Raw genomic sequence first — 1626 nt, forward strand, 5'->3', positions numbered from 1 at the left:
TTAAAGCCTCTACATAAGCATTGTAGTTTGCCTCTTGTGAAAAATCTGTGAATGGTTCGTGTTTGTATGGAATCATACTTAATCCTCCCTTGTGAGATGTATTTGGGTATGCAAAAAACATTGACGCAAAATATCTTTGCGTATAAAATATTCTTACACTTATTATAATGCAAAATTTCGTTGCATATTTCAAGTAAAAAATTTTTGAGGTGCACATTTTTATGAAAAATTCTGAACCTTTACTACCTTTTTATGAGTTTATTGCAACAAATGTATCCGTTGGTATTCATGCAGTAGACCTATCCGGCAAGACGATTATTTATAATACAAAAATGAAAGAAATTGAAGGATTCCATTTTGATGAACTTGCGGATCGTTCGATTATTGAAATGTTTTCCTTCCGTCAGCACGAAAGTACATTAATGCGTGTATTGCAAACCGGAAAGAAAGAAATTAATGTTAAACAAACCTATTGGAATAAAAATGGCCATGAAATTACAACCATTAATGATACTTTTCCACTTATTGTAGAAGGAAAACTAATTGGTGCAATAGAATTTGCACGTGATATTACATCATTGGAAAAGCTTGTTTATCAACCCCTTCGTCGTTATGATGAGCCTTTGACGTTTGACATGATAAAAGCTAAATCTGAAGCAATGAAGCAAGTCATCGAAAATGCTAAAAAAGCAGCGGCTGTAAAATTACCGGTATTATTAATTGGGGAATCCGGGACAGGCAAGGATTTAGTAGCTGAAGGCATCCACCACGCAGCTTCACCAGATCCTGAAGCCTTTATGACACTCGTTAGTCGTCGTTCAGCTCAATCGGTGCTTGATAACTTAAATCAGCTTTTAGAAGAAGATAAAGACTATACCTTTTTCTTTGAGCGCATTGATTTTTTGAGCTTAGACATTCAAGAACAGCTATTAGATATACTCCAATCTCTACCGCAGTCCAAGTATATGTTAATTGGCAGTGTAGGTAGCGATCCGATTACATTAATTGCTGAAAAAAAACTGTCCAAATCACTTTATTATTTCTTTGCAACGATGGCTATTACGATTCCCAATTTAACTGATCGAAAAGAAGATATTCTCCCATTTGTGGATGATTATTTTAGCCGACATCGAGAACGATTTGCTTCACAAGTTACAGAGCTAGCACCAGATGTACAGGAATTATTCTTACAATATGATTGGCCTGGAAATTTAAAGGAACTCGAGTTATTATTGGATGAAATTGTTTCATTTATGACGATAGAATCTACGGTTACCTCCGATCTATTGCCGCTTCATTTCCGCTTCAAGGTACAGCAGCAAGATACCAATAACCGTGAACCAGAATTCTTTATGTTCCATCAAAATCACGATGTCATGCCATTAGATGCTTATTTGCGCGAAGCCGAATCATATTATGTGCAAAATGTCTTAAATTTATATGAGGGCAATATTACAAAAGCAGCGAATGCACTTGGGATGAGTAGACAAAACCTTCAATATCGAATCCGAAAAATAAAAAAGCAATAATAAAAAACGAGGAATACCTTTGAACTGCACCCCAATTGTTAGACACATCTAACAATTGGAGGTGTAGTTTTTTTATGACGAAATTTACAAATGAACA

At 35.2% G+C, this 1626-nt stretch carries 1 protein-coding gene; it reads left to right on the plus strand.

The features are described 5' to 3' along the window. The first annotated feature begins 221 nt into the window (after positions 1–221). Complete coding sequence (locus tag ACP3VS_RS24135; RefSeq protein ID WP_426390274.1) at positions 222–1529, plus strand: sigma 54-interacting transcriptional regulator; 1308 nt, start codon at positions 222–224, stop codon at positions 1527–1529. Positions 1530–1626: the final 97 nt, after the last annotated feature.

The sequence above is a fragment of the Lysinibacillus sp. VIII_CA genome, from assembly GCF_049943995.1.
GTDB classification, from domain to species: domain Bacteria; phylum Bacillota; class Bacilli; order Bacillales_A; family Planococcaceae; genus Lysinibacillus; species Lysinibacillus pinottii.

Excerpts from the sequence above, each read along its gene's own strand:
- ACP3VS_RS24135 (WP_426390274.1), top strand. The coding sequence starts at position 222 with ATGAAAAATTCTGAACCTTTACTACCTTTTTATGAGTTTATTGCAACA.